Origin of the sequence: Clostridium gasigenes (genome assembly GCF_017348895.1) — a bacterium.
Taxonomy (GTDB): Bacteria; Bacillota; Clostridia; order Clostridiales; family Clostridiaceae; genus Clostridium; species Clostridium gasigenes.
Window position 1 is genome coordinate 1,194,575 of sequence record NZ_CP071376.1, and the last position, 16,620, is coordinate 1,211,194.

The 16,620-nt window shown below is 32.3% G+C and carries 13 protein-coding genes; 3 read left to right on the forward strand and 10 right to left on the reverse strand.

Translation table 11 applies throughout. The features are described from left to right. Window positions 1-86 precede the first annotated feature (86 nt). Window positions 87-734 (forward strand): PAQR family membrane homeostasis protein TrhA, encoded by a 648-nt coding sequence (trhA, locus tag J1C67_RS05850; protein WP_089969654.1) that lies wholly within the window; start codon window positions 87-89, stop codon window positions 732-734. Between the two features lie 204 nt (window positions 735-938). On the opposite strand, the gene J1C67_RS05855 is transcribed toward trhA, so the two are convergent. Continuing rightward, window positions 939-1,145 carry a hypothetical protein gene (locus J1C67_RS05855; protein ID WP_167866986.1) on the reverse strand — a complete coding sequence of 69 codons (207 nt, stop codon included), beginning with the start codon at window positions 1,143-1,145 and terminating at the stop codon, window positions 939-941. A 194-nt stretch (window positions 1,146-1,339) separates the two neighbouring features. Between J1C67_RS05855 and J1C67_RS05860 the strand changes: the two genes are divergently transcribed. Beyond that, window positions 1,340-3,334, forward strand: a complete 1,995-nt coding sequence (locus J1C67_RS05860) for a methyl-accepting chemotaxis protein (protein ID WP_167866985.1) — start codon at window positions 1,340-1,342, stop codon at window positions 3,332-3,334. A 75-nt stretch (window positions 3,335-3,409) separates the two neighbouring features. On the opposite strand, the gene J1C67_RS05865 is transcribed toward J1C67_RS05860, so the two are convergent. The 7 genes from J1C67_RS05865 to J1C67_RS05895 all read right to left on the reverse strand — a co-directional run bounded on the left by J1C67_RS05865 (window position 3,410) and on the right by J1C67_RS05895 (window position 11,649). After that, window positions 3,410-5,134, reverse strand: coding sequence for an ABC transporter ATP-binding protein (locus J1C67_RS05865; protein ID WP_167866984.1), 1,725 nt, complete (start codon window positions 5,132-5,134; stop codon window positions 3,410-3,412). A 17-nt stretch (window positions 5,135-5,151) separates the two neighbouring features. Beyond that, entirely contained in the window at window positions 5,152-5,937 is a 786-nt protein-coding gene (locus J1C67_RS05870) for an ABC transporter ATP-binding protein (RefSeq protein WP_167866983.1), read from the reverse strand. Window positions 5,938-5,950: 13 nt separating this feature from the next. After that, window positions 5,951-6,964: a FecCD family ABC transporter permease gene (locus J1C67_RS05875; protein ID WP_167866982.1), complete on the reverse strand. Its 1,014-nt coding sequence runs from the start codon at window positions 6,962-6,964 to the stop codon at window positions 5,951-5,953. Next, a complete protein-coding gene (locus tag J1C67_RS05880; protein WP_167867071.1) occupies window positions 6,961-7,992 on the reverse strand; it encodes a FecCD family ABC transporter permease in 1,032 nt (343 codons plus the stop codon). The genes J1C67_RS05875 and J1C67_RS05880 overlap by 4 nt, the downstream gene beginning before the upstream one ends. Before the next feature lie 11 nt (window positions 7,993-8,003). Then, complete coding sequence (locus J1C67_RS05885) at window positions 8,004-8,924, reverse strand: ABC transporter substrate-binding protein (protein WP_167866981.1); 921 nt, start codon at window positions 8,922-8,924, stop codon at window positions 8,004-8,006. Window positions 8,925-9,061: 137 nt separating this feature from the next. After that, window positions 9,062-9,991: an ABC transporter substrate-binding protein gene (locus J1C67_RS05890; protein WP_207713932.1), complete on the reverse strand. Its 930-nt coding sequence runs from the start codon at window positions 9,989-9,991 to the stop codon at window positions 9,062-9,064. 347 nt (window positions 9,992-10,338) lie between these two features. Continuing rightward, window positions 10,339-11,649 (reverse strand): sodium-dependent transporter, encoded by a 1,311-nt coding sequence (locus J1C67_RS05895; RefSeq protein ID WP_167866980.1) that lies wholly within the window; start codon window positions 11,647-11,649, stop codon window positions 10,339-10,341. Between the two features lie 454 nt (window positions 11,650-12,103). On the opposite strand from J1C67_RS05895, the gene J1C67_RS05900 reads away from it, so the two are divergent. Continuing rightward, a complete protein-coding gene (locus J1C67_RS05900; RefSeq protein ID WP_167866979.1) occupies window positions 12,104-13,687 on the forward strand; it encodes an ABC-F family ATP-binding cassette domain-containing protein in 1,584 nt (527 codons plus the stop codon). A gap of 107 nt (window positions 13,688-13,794) precedes the next feature. On the opposite strand, the gene J1C67_RS05905 is transcribed toward J1C67_RS05900, so the two are convergent. Together J1C67_RS05905 and J1C67_RS05910 are read right to left on the reverse strand one after the other, a co-directional pair. After that, on the reverse strand, window positions 13,795-14,658 hold the full coding sequence (locus J1C67_RS05905) for a GNAT family N-acetyltransferase (RefSeq protein ID WP_167866978.1): 864 nt from the start codon (window positions 14,656-14,658) through the stop codon (window positions 13,795-13,797). A gap of 141 nt (window positions 14,659-14,799) precedes the next feature. Then, complete coding sequence (locus tag J1C67_RS05910) at window positions 14,800-16,530, reverse strand: ferredoxin hydrogenase (RefSeq protein WP_167866977.1); 1,731 nt, start codon at window positions 16,528-16,530, stop codon at window positions 14,800-14,802. Window positions 16,531-16,620: the final 90 nt, after the last annotated feature.

Consider the following 16,620-nt stretch of genomic DNA (forward strand, 5'->3'; position numbering starts at 1 on the left):
TTGACTATCTGAATTCATTAGCAGATAATATGTATATAACAAAACATAGTTACCATAACTACATGGTGACGTAAGGGGTGTAAATTTTGAATAAATTTTTTAGAGAACCAGTAAATAGTATAACTCATTGGATTGGTGCAATACTTGCAGTTTTTGCTCTTGTTGTAATGTTAATCAAAGGAATTTCAAATGATGTTTCTACAAAAGGCTTAGTATCCGTTATTATATTTGGTGTTAGCATGATACTTTTATATACTGTATCAGCCACTTATCACTCTGTTATTTCCACAGATAAAGTTATTAAAGGTTTTAGAAGATTAGACCATTCTATGATTTTTATACTTATTGCAGGTTCTTATGCTCCTTTTTGTCTAATAGGACTTGGTAACCGAACAGGAAATATATTCTTTACAGTAATGGTCTGTGTTGCAATTGCAGGTGTAATATTTAAGATGTGTTGGTTTGACTGCCCAAGATGGCTTCAAACAGCTTTGTATATAGCGATGGGTTGGAGTGCAGTTTTCGTAATAAAACCATTATCATTAGCACTAAGCCCAGCTCCTGTAATATGGCTAGTAGTTGGTGGTGTGCTTTATACAATTGGTGGTGTTTTATATGGTTTAAAACCAAAGAAACTTCAATTTGGGGCATTTGGCTTCCACGAAATTTTTCATATATTCATTATTCTAGGTAGTTTAAGTCACTTTATATGTGTTTACACATATTTCTTATAATTCTAGTCATTTATAAATCAAAAACAGAAGGTGTATAATTCATACTCCTTCTGTTTTTTTATACCTATTTTCTTAAATTGATCTCTAACAATCAATGATTTTACCATAATATTATTATAACATTTCATTATTGAAAGATAACTGTAATGAATATGAATATGAATATGAATATGAATATGAATATGAATATGTAGTTTTTAATATTTACATATCCATCATAGACTCCATTCCACTTAAATTATTCTTGTATATAAATTCTGCTTTTTTACATTTTGGGCAAACATAAATATCAAACACTAAGTGCTCTTCAATATCAAAAATAGCTTTAAATAACCCTCTATTACTATCTTGACTATCAAATCTATATTCTTTTAAAAATTTAATTTCTGTATTACATCTTAAACAATCCATAATTTCTCCTTAATCGCATTAATTTTATTTCAACATATTTCTTATATATAAATAATAACATAAATTTACAATATTCTAAATTGTTTTTATAGTAAAAAAATACATATTACTTTCTCTATTAAGTAGCTTAATTATTTATACGATAATATTAGTATATAAATTTAATATTAAAACTTAAAAGGGAGGAATTAAAATTGAAATTAAAATCTAAATTCATTGCGCTTTTTACTATTTTTGCATTACTTCCATTAATACTATTTGGAGTTATAAGTAACTATATGGTTAAAACTAATACTTTTGAGGATTCTACTGAACAATTAGAAAGCATTACTACAACTACTAGTAATAGTATAGGTGATGTCATTGACCTCTTAAAAAATATAAGTACTGATATTTCGCTAAGAAATGATGTTACCAAATATCTTAATACTATTAATGCCAAGGGCTCTTCTCCTGAGGAGAAAGAGAAAATAACTACTAGATTTAAGTCTGATATTGAACGTTTTTCTGACTTGGAAACACTTTTAGTTTTAGATAAAAATGGTACTGTTATTCTTGACTCGCTTGAAAGTTTAGTTGGTAAAGACTTATCCACTATGGATTATTATAAATCTTTAAAAGAAACTAAAAAGATCCAAGTTTCAAAAGTGAAAAAAAGTATAGGTTCTGGTAATCCTATTAGTGTTATAGCTGTTCCTATAATACAAAATAATGAATTACAAGGAACTTTATTATCTACTATAAATTTAACTTCCATATCAAACTCTTATATTAAAGATGTGAAAATAGGAACTAATGGTTCTGTATTTATAGTACAAGATGATGGAACTATGATAGCACATCCTAATAACGATGAAATCTTAAATCAAAATTTTCTTAAAATAGATGAATCTACTGAAGTTTTTAAAAATCTTAACGGATTAAGCAAGTACACTTATAACGGTGTTACTAAAGAGATGTCTTATAAAACTGATCCAAATCTTGGATGGACATACATATCTACACTACCTATGGATGAACTTACAGCCACTAGTGATTCAATTACGAAAACTATGCTTATTATAATTTTCTTAGTTACTATAGTAGTTTTATTACTTGCATTAATTATATCAAAAGGAATTGCTGCTCCTATATTAAATGTTTCAAATGCTATGAACCATGTATCCAAAGGAGATTTCACAGTTTTACTTGATATTAAAGGTAATGATGAAATTGCTCTAATGTCTTCACATGTTAATACAACTTTAGAAAGCTTAAGAAACACAATAAAAGGAGTTAAAGATACTTCCTTAATTGTATCTGAAGATTCTTCAAACTTGAAAAATAGTGCTCTTCAAATGTCTACTTCAGCTAGTGAGGTTGCATCTGCTATTCAAGATGTAGCAAAAGGTACTACTGATCAAGCTTCAGAGCTTATGGATATAATGTCAATTTTAGATGACTTCAATAATGATATTAAAACTGTTGAGTCTAATCTTTTAAACGTAACTACAAAGGCCAATGAGTCTCAAAATAAAGCTATTCTAGGTAAAGATTCTATAGATTTATTAAAAACTTCTATTACAACACTTGCTGAGTCCTTTGACACAGTGGTTGTAAAGATTTCAGATCTTTCTAGTACAGTTTCTCAAATTGGAAGTATTACTGATGTTATAAATTCAATTTCTGAACAAACAAATCTCCTTGCACTTAATGCTGCTATAGAAGCTGCAAGAGCTGGAGAACAAGGCCGAGGCTTTGCAGTAGTTGCTGATGAAGTCAGAAACCTTGCTGAAGAATCTAAAAGTTCTTCCGTGAAAATATTAAGCCTTATAAAATCTATTTCTAAAGAAACTACCGATGTTATAGATACTACTAAAAGTGTTAGAGATCTATTAACTAACCAAGAAGAAATTACAACAAATACTTTCCAAGCTTTTGAAAACATAATTTCTTCAATTAATGATATTACACCTTTAATGACCCAAACTAAAAATTCTTTAGATAACGCTAATAACTCTAATAGTATAATAAACGATAAACTTCATGGAGTTTCAGCCGTTTCTGAAGAGGTTTCAGCTTCTGCTGAGGAAATCGCAGCAGCTTCTGAGGAACTAATGGCTTCTAGTGATGAATTAGCCTTATTAGCTGAAAATATGGATAATGTATCTATATCTCTAACTGATAAAATAAACATATTTAAAATATAATATTTAAATTTTAAATACTATAAAGGGATGCAACAAATGTTTGCATCCCTTTAATTAGTTTCAAGTTATCCATGCTTATGAATCTTGCATAGAATACAAATCAGCATAAGAACCGCCTTTTTTCAAAAGTTCATCATGAGTCCCCTGCTCGGCAATACCGGTTCCATCCAGAACTACAATCTTATCTGCTGAATAGATTGTGGATAGTCTATGAGCAATAACCAGTGTTGTACGCCCTTTAAACAAGTATTCTAAAGATTTCTGAATTTCAATTTCTGTTTTGCTATCCAACGAAGATGTTGCTTCATCCAAAATCAGAATAGGAGCGTTTCGTAGTAAAGCTCGTGCAATAGAAATCCTTTGTTTCTGTCCTCCAGATAGGCGAACTCCACGTTCTCCAATAATGGTTTCATAACCATTCTCCAATGTTTCTATAAATCCATGGGCATTGGCTGCTTTAGATGCTTCTATTACCTCTTTACGTGATGCATTTTTACAGCTGTAAGCAATATTATCGTATACTGTGCTGTTGAATAGAAAAGTATCTTGAAGCACCATGCTTACATTTTCACGTAGACTTTTAAGAGATACATCTCTAATATTGATGCCATCTACTCTTATTTCACCTTCTATAGGATCATAAAAACGGTTTAGCAAACTAGCAATTGTAGTTTTTCCTACTCCTGTTGTACCTACCAGCGCCACCGTCTGACCTGGCTTGATTTTTAGATTGAGTCCACTAAGCACTGGTAAAACAGGGTTATAATGAAATGTCAAGTTGCAAAATTCCACTGTTCCTTTTACATTATTTAATTCTATTGGGTTCAACTTTTCCTGTACACTAGAAACCTCATCTATAACCTCGAATACCCGTTCACAGCCAGCAATAGCATTGTTTAGGTTTTCGTTAACTGTAGACAAGTTAGTAATTGGTTGATAAAACAGTGTAAGATACATAATAAATCCTACTATATCTGCGATAGAAACCTCCCCTATAGAGTTAAGATATCCTCCGTAAATAATAACAGCTACAGAACCTATCGAGCTAAGAAACACAATAGAAGGATGAAAAAGTTCACCCATTTTTGTAGCATTAAGAAAAGCATTAGTTTGTCTACGTGCAAGCTTCGCAATTTTTTTTGTTTCATAATCCTGTTGATTGAATACCTGTATCTCTTTCATTCCTGAAAGATTATCATGAAGGGCACCACTTAAGTCTCCAAGTGCCTCTTGATTCAGACGCCATTGAGGAAGAACGTATTTAGAATATCCAACATTAGCAGCCATCAAAAATGGAATGGCAATTATACTGATAAAAGCCAATTTAACATTAATTAAAAAAAGAATTATAGCAACGCTTAGAAAAGTTAACGCATTAACTATCAAATCAGGTATAGCATGCGCAATTAAAAGTTCAGTATTAACCACATCGTTCATTATGCGACTAGCTAAATTACCTGTCTGCTTATCATTATAATATTCCATGGAAAGATGTTGCATTTTGTTATACAAATCTGTACGCAAATCTGCAACATAGTGATATGCAGCATAGTGAGTGAAATACCCTCTAGTAAAAGAACAAACCCACATCATAACGTATGTTGCAAGCAATGTTAGTCCCATTCCAAGTGATTTAGACGCAATTTCTGAATCGCCGTTGGTAGCAAGAGCTGTAAGCTCTCGAATTACCCAAGGAGAATAAAGTTGAAGTAGTGTAGATATAATTACAGAAATCATGCCGACAAAGATATAAATCCAATATTTTTTTGCACCTTTCAGAACTCTTAGACAAACATTCAAAAGATAACCTCCTTCCCTTATTTTAGTAAGTTATATGTAATACACACCGGCCGTTTCGTAATGGGTTCATTAATAATTTGCGCATCTATAGTGAATACTTCCTTTAACACAGGAACAGTCATAACCTCTTCTGGAGTTCCTTCCTTTATTATTTCACCATCTCTAATTGCAATCATATAATCGGAAAAACGCGCCGCAAGATTTAAATCATGCAGAACCATTACAATTGTACAACCTTGATTTTTGTTTAAACAATATAGAAGCTCCAATACCTCTAATTGATGTGAAAGATCAAGGTAGGTTGTTGGTTCATCCAGAAGGATCAAATCTGTCTGCTGTGCAAGAGCCATGGCTATCCATACTCTCTGCCTCTGTCCCCCCGAAAGTGTATCTACTTCTCGATGTTCAAGCTTCGTAAGCTTTGTTATCTCAATTGCCCATTTAACAATTTTATTATCTTCCGCTGTAAGCCTTCCAAATCTTTTTTGATGAGGAAAGCGTCCATAAGCTACCAGTTCCTCCACTGTTAATCCACTAGGAGCTGTTGGTGTTTGAGGAAGCACAGCCATTGCTTGAGCAATAGCTTTTGTAGATAAATTATGAATATCTTCTCCATTCAAATAAATTAAGCCGTTTTTGGGTTTTAAGATTCGCCCCACAGCCTTTAACACCGTGGACTTACCACATCCGTTAGGACCTATAATAGATGTTATCTTCCCATGAGGAATATTCATATCTAACGCCTTTACAATCAATGCTTCATCGTAAGATATATCTAAATTATTTGTTACAATACTGTTCATCTCTATCCCCTCCCTAATTCGATTTAGCCAGTAGGTAAAGAAAGTATGGAGTACTCAAAACGGTGATAATAATACCCGTTGGAATATCCGCACCTAAACTTACCGTACGAGTTATTGTATCTGCAGCTAGTACAACTAGTGACCCAATTAGTGCAGAAGCAGGTATAAGTACCTTATGATCAGGGCCAACTAGTTTACGTCCTAAGTGAGGACTAATCATTCCTACAAAGAAGAAATCTCCCCCCAGTGCCACGCTACCAGAAGACAACGCCACTGATGCTAGAGATAATCCTAAAAACTCCTTTTTCACCATAACTCCTAATCCAGTAGCAGTCTCATTTCCTAAATTCAATATATTTAGCATTCGTGATTTATAAAAAACATATAAAAATATTATCAGTATCCAAGGGAGCAATATCGCAATATATTTCCAATCAGTACCCCACAAGCTTCCAGCTTGCCACCTCTGAACAAACTCGAACTGTGTTCTATCAAGCTTAAGTGTCAACAGTAGTGATAGAGCTCCATATCCACTACTCATAGCAACTCCTGTCAGAATTAGTCCCGTTGGAGATATATTTTTACCCTTCCGATATGATAATATAAAAATCAGTAAAGCAGCACTTATCCCTCCAAGAAAGGACATTATAGGCAGCATAAATCTAGATGAATATCCCTTAACCGAAAACACAGCTACAAAAATTAGCATAAATAATCCAGATCCAGAACTAATTCCAAGAGTACCAGGGCTTGCCATATCATTTTTTAACAAGCTCTGCATAATACATCCCGATACCCCCATACCCATACCTACAAGTATAGAAAGCACGATGCGAGGCATACGAAACTGAAATACAATAAGGTTCTGTGCCTCAGTACCTCTACCTAAAAGCACATTTACTACTGCCTCCGGAGATAGATTCATTTTTCCAAAATTAATACTAAAAATCGATACAGTCACTATAAGTATAAAAAGAATTGATAGCGTAAACACTCCTTTCCCAAGGGTATACCTTTGCTTCTTCATTCAAATTCCCTCCTTTGCTTTCTCGAAAGATAAAGAAAGTATGGCACTCCTACAATAGCAAAGATAACGCCTAGAGGTGTTTCATAAGGTCGGTTAATTAGCCGACCAAGTAAGTCCGCTACAACAAAAAAACCAGCTCCATACAATGCAGATGCAGGAATAATATATCGATAATCTACACCTACCATATAACGCACTATATGAGGGACTATAAGACCAACAAAACCAACAGGACCAACCACTACTACGGAAAGTCCAGTAAGTACTAATACAATGAGAGTGGAAACTAATTTGACTCCCGTTGTATTAAGCCCAAGCCCTGCCGCAACTTCATCTCCAAGGCTAAGTACAGTGACTGAAGGCGAGATAATAATTGCCGCCACAGTCCCTATTAAAAACAAAGGGCTAATTGCAAGTAGTTCGCCCCATTTTGCACTAGCTGTACCGCCTGCTGTCCAATATGTTAACGCCTGTCCGATGTTATACTTAATTGCAACTGCAGAACTTAAGGCTGCGAAAAGCATAGATATAGACATCCCTGCCAAAACAAGTCGCTGGGGTGTCATACCTCTTTTCCCCATAGATGAAATTAAATACGTTAAACCAGTTGCTATTGCGGCTCCAAGACATGCAAAGAGCATAGTTTGACCATAATTATGTCCTGGTAAAAAAGCAAAACATAATGCCATTGCAAAAGTTGCTCCAGAGCTAATACCCATCAACCCAGAGTCCGCAAGGGGATTTCGAGTAGTTCCCTGCATAATTGCACCTGTTACTGCTAGACTTGCCCCTACAATCATATCTGCTACAGTACGCGGAAATCGTAGCGTTTGTATAATTTGATGTTCTGTGAGACTAGAGTCAAATCTAAAAATTGCGCCCCATGCCACTGATAAATCCATTTGTGCAGCTCCGAATGAAATTGATGCTAAAGTTGCGATCACAAGGAGTACTACGCCGCCTATCATATACATGGTGAAGTTGAGACTCCCATTTTTTTTTGATTGTATAGAACTTATACTCTTCATTGTATCTCCTTTCAAAGTCCCTTATTACTGTTAGCTTCAATCAAAGCATTTGTAATATAATCCACTTGGGCATTTGATGAATAAATATCTGTATAATAGCTCAACCCAAATTCCATTTCAATTAATCGATTATTTTTAATTGCGGGAAGCGAATTCCATATTTCATTTTTAGTTAAATCCGCAACACCTTCATATACATTACGAATAATAAAATCGCCACAATACTCTGGGAGAACTTCAAAGGAAATTTCTTCTGCGAAAGAATCCTTATCAATAATATTTTTTTGAACTTTTTCTGGTGCATTAAGAGAAAGAGCATCGTATGCTACCATTCCTGCACCAAATTTTTTCCCCTTTACTCCCATACTTTTTTCATCACCTTCTAATACCGAGATTGTTAAATCTTTAAATCCATCTTCTTGTAATTTCTTTTTTGATGATTCAATATTGGAGTAATAATTTTCAATAACTTCCTTAGCTTCTTTTTCCTTGTTTAATACTTGTCCAATCAGTTTCACTCTTTCTTCTGTGGAAATATCTCCATATGGAACATAAACCGTAGGTGCAATCTTAGAAAGCTTTTCAACCTGTTCTTTATCTATAGTGATAATCAAATCAGGCTTTAAAAGCATAACCGCTTCAAGATCCCAACTTGCAAAGTGTCCTAAATCTTTAATGTCTTTAGTTATCTCATGATATGCCGCACCATCATATACTTCAGACATACCAACTGGTTCAACTCCAAGGGATATAACATCTCCCATAAGATACTGTACAACAACCCTTTGTGGATTCGCAGTAACTTCTACATCTCCCAGTATTGTAGATATTGTACGATTTTCTGAAACGTCTTTCGACGAGTTTTCAACAGATACATCCTCATCTGACTTTGCAGTACCCGTGTTTGTGCAGCCTATTAGTCCAAATGCCATAATTATTCCCACACACAATAAGTAAATTCGTTTTATTAATTTATTTTTCATTTTTTTCCTCCTAGATAAAAAATAGATTTTGTTTCACAACTGTTTTGTAAAATCAATTTCTGTCACATTTATAATTCTTTCTAATATTAATTAGATTGAGAAACCGATAAGAATTTTTCCACAAAATAGTCTAGTTGAACATTTGCTGAATAAATATCCATATAATAAAACAACTTTTCATCAATTGGTATTATATGATTTTCTTTTACCGCAGGTATATTTCCCCAAACACTATTTCCTTTAAGGCTATTTGGGATATCACTTGCAAAGATTATATAATCACCAGAATATTCAGGTAAAACTTCCAGTGAAATATCACGATACTGTTCACCATTAATGATTTCATTTTGTATAACATCTGGAGCCTTAAATCCTAACTTATTATAAATTAAATCACCTCCACGACCCCATTTATCACCATAAACATAAATACTTCCACTTTCATCAGCACCCTCAAAAATACTTACCTTTTTATTTAAAATACCAGTTTTATCAAGTTTTTTCTTAGCATCTGCAAGCTTATAATTAAAATCTTTAATAAGCTTTTTAGCTTCTTCTTCTTTATTTACAACCTGCCCCAAAAATGTAATACGTTCCTCCATTGATAATTCTGTAAAGGGAACAAATACTGTAGGTGCTATCTTTGACATTTTTTCTACATCATCTTCAGATATAACAACAATCAAATCAGGTTTTTGAGCCATTACGGTTTCAGGTTCCAGTGATTCTATTAACGTAACATCTTTCACCTCTTCGTAAAAAGCAGATCCTTTAAATTCATACGGGGCTATACCTGCAACAGGTACTATCCCAAGTGCAACTAAGTCACCCTCAACATATGAGCTCACTACCCTTTGTGGATTTGCAGGAACTTCTACATCCCCCAATTTAGTAGATATAATGCGTGTTTTTGAAGCATCTTCAGATGACTTGGATGCTCTTGTAGTTGTGCATCCAGTTAGTCCGAATGCTATAAGAACTCCTGCACATAACACAGAAATCAATTTAGTTTTCATTATACATATTTCCTCCTTTTATATAATTGAGCATTCATCGAAAGCAGTTAGTTCCTACCGCTGCTCACTTTTATTAGTTTAACTTTTTATAATTTACTTTCTGTAGTCACTCTAAACTTGATTACTAATTCTGCTTTCCCTTATCGATATAGATTATCAGTATCAAGTGATAATGTCAATATTTTTCCTATTAAAGAAACCGATGGCTATGTATTTATAGTAAAGGATGATGAAATTATGCTAGCCACTCCTAGTAATTATGGAATCCTAAATAAAAATTTTTAATATTATAAAGGGATGCAACAAATGTTTGCATCCCTTTAATCATATCTGAAAATATATTTTTTTTATATTCCACCGTAAACTATTCCAAGTACTATAACTAAAATTGTTATAACTACAAATCCATATTTAGCAAATAAGTAGAATTTCTCCCCCATATTTTTCTCTGCTCCCATATTTATTTCTTCTAGTACTTTTCTTTTATCATACATGTAGTAAAATACTATAAATACAATCAATGCTGCTACTGGTGACACTACAATTGTAATAAAATCTGCGACCCCGTTAAATAAATTCATATTTAAACTTAATGGTATTGAAAATATAAATGATCCTACTGCTATTAATATAGTAGATTTTTTTCTGCTTAATTTTGTTTGTGCCATAAATGATTCTACCGGGCCCTCTAACATATTTATTGTTGAGCTTATTGATGCACATAATAAACTTATAAAGAATAATATCATTAGTATTTGTCCACCTGGTATTGCCTTGAATATAATTGGAATTGTTATAAATAATAATTCTGGTCCTGCTGATGGATCTAATCCAAAAGCAAATACCGCTGGCATTATAACAAATGCTGCAAGTAACGATGCTCCAATTCCGATTATAGCAGTGCTAAAAGCTGCTCTTGGTATGTCTAAATCCTTCTTAATATAACTACCGTAAACAACCATTCCACATCCATTTAGTGATACTGTGAAAAACGCTTGACCAAGCGCCATTACCCAAGTGTTTACTTTAAATAAGTATTCCCATTGAGGCGTTAATAAATATTTAACTCCCCCCATTGCTCCAGGTAATGTTAATGATCTAATTGCTAGCAATATAAATATTACAAAAAGTAATGGCATTATAATTTTATTAATTTTTTCTATACCTTTAGAAATTCCCATACATACAATTATTACCGCTAGTCCTATAGCTAACATAGTCCAAAGTATAGTTTCAAAGCTACCTGAAAAACTATCAAAATAAGTTGATATATCTATTTTATTAATATCTCCACTTACACTTAAAGCTAAGTATTTAATTATCCATCCTACTACTATGTTATAAAATATAAATATTCCAGCGAGTCCTACTGCTGGAATAATTCCAACTAATGCGCCACCTTTTAATCCTTTATTTTTAAACCCATTCTTAATTCCAGTTAATGCTCCACCTTCTGCTGATCTACCAAATGCGAATTCTGTTATTAATCCTGCTGATCCTAACGTAAGTACAAAAATGAAGTATGGTATTAAAAATGCGCCTCCTCCATTTTGCCCTAACCTATAAGGAAACATCCATATGTTTCCAAGTCCTACTGCTGCTCCTATACAAGATATAATAAATCCTGTCCTACTTGTGAAATTTTCTCTTTTCTTCATATCCTACCATTCTCCTTTTTTTTTGAAGATTCCTAAAATAAATAAAACCGCATAGTTTTATACTATGCGGTTTAAAATCAAAAGACCTTAAAATATAAAAACCTCATAGAACTATCTATGTGGTAAATTGCTAAAAATTTGAGTATAGCAAAATTTCTTAACCATCATAGATACAAACCAAATTTGTTACTTGGCCCGTATCTATAATTATTTTTATAAATACAAAGCCTATCTATAATAGCTAAGATAATATGCGTTATTAACTTTTATTGCTTGAAAGTCAATTTTATTACTCATTTTAATTCTCCTAAATGTTATCTTTTAACAAATACTATCACTGCTTCTATACATTGTCAATTATATTTTCTTGTTTTTTCGACGCTTCCAATGAAAAGATATTAATTTTATGTTATAATAACGTAATAAATAAATTTAGAAATGAGGTCGTTTTTTAGTGATAAATGTATCAAATGTTAGTTTAAGATTTGGCGGACGTAAACTTTTCGAAGATGTTAACTTAAAGTTTATAGCAGGAAATTGTTATGGAGTTATTGGTGCTAACGGTGCTGGTAAATCAACATTTTTAAATATTCTTTCAGGTCAAATTGAACCCAATACTGGTGAGGTATCAATTGCTCCTAACGTTAGAATGTCTGTTTTAAAGCAAAATCATTTTGAATATGATGAATTTGAAGTTTTGCAAACAGTTATGATGGGAAATAAAAGATTATTTGAAATAATGGAACAAAAAGAAGCTTTATATGCAAAAGCTGACTTCTCAGATGAAGATGGTATAAAGGCATCTGAACTTGAGGGTGAATTTGCTGATATGAACGGATGGGAAGCTGAATCTGAAGCTTCATCATTACTTCAAGGGCTTGGAATTGCAACTGATTTACATTCTAAAAAAGTTTCAGAACTTACTGGTGGAGAAAAGGTTAAGGTTCTTTTATCTCAAGCCTTATTTGGTAACCCAGGAATATTACTACTAGATGAGCCTACTAATCATTTAGACATTAAGTCTGTTAATTGGTTAAAAGACTTCTTAGGTAACTTTGAAGGTACTGTAATAGTTGTATCCCATGATAGACATTTCTTAAATGAAGTATGTACTCACATGGCTGACGTTGACTTTGGAAAAATCAAATTATACGTTGGTAACTATGACTTCTGGTATGAATCAAGCCAACTAGCACTTGCTATGTCAAAAGATCAAAACAAGAAAAAAGAAGAAAAAATTAAAGAATTACAAGACTTCGTTGCAAGATTTAGTGCTAATGCTTCAAAATCTAAGCAAGCTACTTCACGTAAAAAACTTTTAGAAAAAATTACTTTAGATGATATTCAACCATCAACTAGAAGATATCCATTTGTTGGATTTAAACCTGATAGAGAAGTTGGTAATGAAATATTAGCAGTCGAAGGCTTAACTAAAACAATTGACGGTGTTAAAGTTTTAGATAACGTAAGCTTCAGAGTTAACAAGGATGATAAAATAGCTTTCATCGCAGATAACGAAATTGCAATTTCAGCTTTATTTAAGATAATGGCAGGAGAAATGGAACCTGATGCTGGAGAAATTAAATGGGGTGTAACTATAGTTAAATCTTACTTCCCATTAGATAACAATGAATTCTTCGAAAATTGTAACTTAAGTCTTGTTGATTGGCTTAGACAATACTCAGAAGAAAAATCAGAAAGTTATATAAGAGGATTCTTAGGTAGAATGTTATTCTCCGGAGAAGACGCTTTAAAAGAAGCTAATGTATTATCAGGGGGAGAAAAGGTTAGATGTATGTTATCTAGAATGATGCTTTCAAATGCGAATGTATTAATAGTAGATCAACCTACAAACCATTTAGACCTTGAATCAATTACAGCAGTAAATAATGGTCTTAGAGATTATAAGAGTAATTTACTATTTGCATCTCACGATTACCAATTCATCCAAACAATATCAAATAGAATTATTGATATTAAGGCTGATGGTAGCATAGCAGATCAAGTTATGAGCTATGACGAATACTTATCTTTATAATTTAATTATTAAGTTATAAATAAAGAACCTATTAAAGAGAATGTGCATGTCACACCTTTCTTTAATAGGTTCCTTTTTTAGTTTGATCTTATCTACTGAATTCAATTCTAAATACTTTTTCTATAATAACCAAATGTCATTTCAGCTTCAAATCCACATGATAGATATAGGTTATATGCTATTTCATTTTTACTATCAACTTCTATTATTATATCTTCAATATGGTCTTCTTCTAATTGTTTTAATAGTCCTCTAACCATAGCTTTTCCATTACCAACGCCTCTACATTCTTCAAGTATCCCAAGTCCAAATATGCTGCATTCACCATCATCAATATTTGTAGAAACAACTCCTATTAATTCACCATTTAATGAGGCTACATACTGCTCTCTTGTTTCTGATTCAAAAGTTTTAACAACCATGGTTTTAGATTGCTGATAATCCTCATTAAATATCTTTTTATTTAGTTCTATAAGTTTATCTAAATCTTCTGTTTTACATTTATTTAATTCTAACCTGCTAATACATCCTACTTTTGCGTTATCACTTTCACAATTGTATCCTAAAAGATATTCTGAAAATTCATATTCAGCTTCTAACTTTTTAACTACGGCTATTCCATCTACAGATTGAGGTTCACATACAAATAATAAATCTTTTACTTGGTATTTTTTCACTTCAGCGATTACTTTATTAAGTAATTCTTTAAAACAACCTTTTTTTCTATATTTAGGTAATGTGTATGCTGATACTTCTGCTTCTTTGCTCGTAGGTACAAATAGTGAGATAAAACTAACTAGCCTATTATCTTTATAAAAAACAAATATATTATTCATATCAGAATTAAAATTAATGCTATTATCTAAAAAAACATCCCCGTCTAATTCGTCATGTTTTTTACAAACTGATTGAACTTTTTTTATTTGCTTTATTAAATCTTTATTCGCTCTGTTTGTTTGTTTAATTATCATATTATAGTCTCCTTTCATTTTCTAAATATTTCATACTACATCTCTTAGCTCCTAATTTTATGTTATTGAATAATGTATTTCTTTTAATAAGGTATTGTAAAAAAATAAGTCCGTATTCTTATTTTCTATACCTCTTTGCAACTATTTATTATACTTAATATGTAGTAATTCATGAGCTTTACCTAGTCCTGGTTCTCCCATATATGTTTCATACATTTTCTTCAAAGCTACATTATCATGAGCTTTTCTCTTTGATAAGTTCTTATCTTGATTATATAAAACAGATGCTCTTACAGTTCTTATATCTATTTTTTCTCTTTCATCTGCACTTACATGAGGTTGTCCCCCACCATTTACACAGCCTCCAGGACAAGCCATTACTTCTACTAAGTGATATTGCTTGTTTTTTATCATTCCACTATTAATAAATTCAAATAAGTTAGATGCACCATTAACAACTGCAACATTATAATTATGTCCTGCAATTTCTACTGTCGCCTCTTTTATTCCCTTTAAACCTCTTACCTCTTCATACTCTATATTTTCTAAATGTTCCCCTTCTAAGAAATCCTTAGCGCTTCTAAGTGTTGCTTCCATAACTCCACCAGTAGCACCAAATATAGCTCCTGCTCCACTGTATTCACCCATGGCTAGGTCAACCTCACTATCTTCTAAGTTTCCAAAATCAATTTTTGCATCCTTAATCATTTTAGCTAGTTCTCTTGTAGTTATTACTGCATCTATATTTCTCAATCCATTATTTTGCATTTCTTCTCTATCTGCTTCATACTTTTTAGCTGTGCAAGGCATTATAGTTACAGTGTACACTCTAGCTGGATCAATATCTGAAATAGTTGGGTAATATGTTTTACTCGCAGCTCCAAATATTTGTTGAGGTGATTTTGCGCTTGATAAATTAACTAATAGCTCTGGATAATAGTTTTCTACCTGTCTAACCCAAGATGGACAACAGGATGTAAACATTGGAAATGGTCCATTTTCTTTAACTCTTTTAACTAATTCAGTAGCTTCTTCCATAATTGTCATATCAGCACCAAAGTTTATATCGAAAATTTTATCAAAACCAAGTTTTCTTAATGCTGTATATAATTTACCAGTTACATCTACTCCATATCCCATTTTAAATAGTTCACCCATTGCTGCTCTAACTGATGGTGCCATTGCAACTATTACATGTTTTTCCTGATTTGCTAACGCTTCTTTAACTCTATCTGTATGTGATTTTTCTGATAAAGCATCAACTGGACACGCAGATACACATTGGCCACATAATAAACAGTTTGTATCATCAAAGCATTTTAAAGCTTCTGGTCCTACTATTCTTTCTCCATCTACCTTTTGGAAAGTTATAGCGCGAGTTCCTGTTTTAGTTCTACATGTTGCCACACATCTTCCACAAGTTACGCATTTAGATCTATCTAAAACTATTGCTTTACTTCTGTCATCTACATATTTAGATTTATCTTCTACTATAAATGGCTTAGATGCTCTTGCTTTAGTTTTTATAACTAATTTTAAAAACTCACAGTTTTCTCTTCTTTTACATGGACCACATTTAAATTCATGCTTATCCAATAATAATGAAACAGTACTTTTAACTTCTTCTTGGACTCTAACACTTTTTGTATTTACTACCATTCCAGCTTTAGCTTTAATGCAACAAGCTCTTGCTAGTCTCTCTTGTCCTTCTATTTCAACAACACATACTCCACATTGACCTATGTTATTACAATCTTCCAAAAAACATAGTGCGGGAATATCTATTCCATTTTCTTTAGCTAATTTTAATATATTTTTTTCCTCATTAATTTCTATTTCTCTACCATCAATAATTATAATATTATCTTTCATTAAATACCTCCAAAATATATCACGTATCTTATAGTAATTCTAACCACTTATTTTTATAATTAAAATTTATAAACTTTAATTATCCAAGTT

Excerpts from the sequence above, each read along its gene's own strand:
- J1C67_RS05855 (WP_167866986.1), bottom strand. The coding sequence starts at position 1,145 with ATGGATTGTTTAAGATGTAATACAGAAATTAAATTTTTAAAAGAATAT.
- J1C67_RS05870 (WP_167866983.1), bottom strand. The coding sequence starts at position 5,937 with ATGAACAGTATTGTAACAAATAATTTAGATATATCTTACGATGAAGCA.
- J1C67_RS05875 (WP_167866982.1), bottom strand. The coding sequence starts at position 6,964 with ATGAAGAAGCAAAGGTATACCCTTGGGAAAGGAGTGTTTACGCTATCA.
- J1C67_RS05880 (WP_167867071.1), bottom strand. The coding sequence starts at position 7,992 with ATGAAGAGTATAAGTTCTATACAATCAAAAAAAAATGGGAGTCTCAAC.
- J1C67_RS05885 (WP_167866981.1), bottom strand. The coding sequence starts at position 8,924 with ATGGCATTTGGACTAATAGGCTGCACAAACACGGGTACTGCAAAGTCA.
- J1C67_RS05890 (WP_207713932.1), bottom strand. The coding sequence starts at position 9,991 with ATGAAAACTAAATTGATTTCTGTGTTATGTGCAGGAGTTCTTATAGCA.
- J1C67_RS05895 (WP_167866980.1), bottom strand. The coding sequence starts at position 11,649 with ATGAAGAAAAGAGAAAATTTCACAAGTAGGACAGGATTTATTATATCT.
- J1C67_RS05905 (WP_167866978.1), bottom strand. The coding sequence starts at position 14,658 with ATGATAATTAAACAAACAAACAGAGCGAATAAAGATTTAATAAAGCAA.
- J1C67_RS05910 (WP_167866977.1), bottom strand. The coding sequence starts at position 16,530 with ATGAAAGATAATATTATAATTATTGATGGTAGAGAAATAGAAATTAAT.